Here is a 295-nt window from a genome sequence, read left to right as displayed (position 1 = left end):
ATTGATTATATGATAAGTGATAGTCAATGTAAGGTAGTTTTAGATGAAGAAGCGCTCCTGGTGTTTGAAGAAAACAAGGCGGATTATTCAAGAGCAAACCTAAAAAATATCAATAGACCTGTTGATCTGGCCTATATTATCTATACTTCAGGAACTACGGGTAATCCTAAAGGAGTTATGATTGAGCACCGTAATGTTGTCAGATTGTTAAAACCAGAGAGATCATTATTCGATTTTAATTCCCAGGATGTCTGGAGTATGTTTCATTCTTATTGTTTCGATTTTTCCGTATGGG

1 protein-coding gene is annotated in these 295 nt (G+C 35.3%); it reads left to right on the top strand.

The genetic code is table 11. The features are described 5' to 3' along the window. On the top strand, positions 1-295 hold a 295-nt coding region (locus SB752_RS32225), incomplete at both ends, for an AMP-binding protein (RefSeq protein WP_410719470.1).

It is taken from the genome of Brevibacillus sp. SIMBA_040 (assembly GCF_046535075.1).
Lineage (GTDB): Bacteria > Bacillota > Bacilli > Brevibacillales > Brevibacillaceae > Brevibacillus.
Note: the sequence above shows the minus strand (reverse complement) of the source record. Positions and strands in the feature narration are given on the sequence as shown.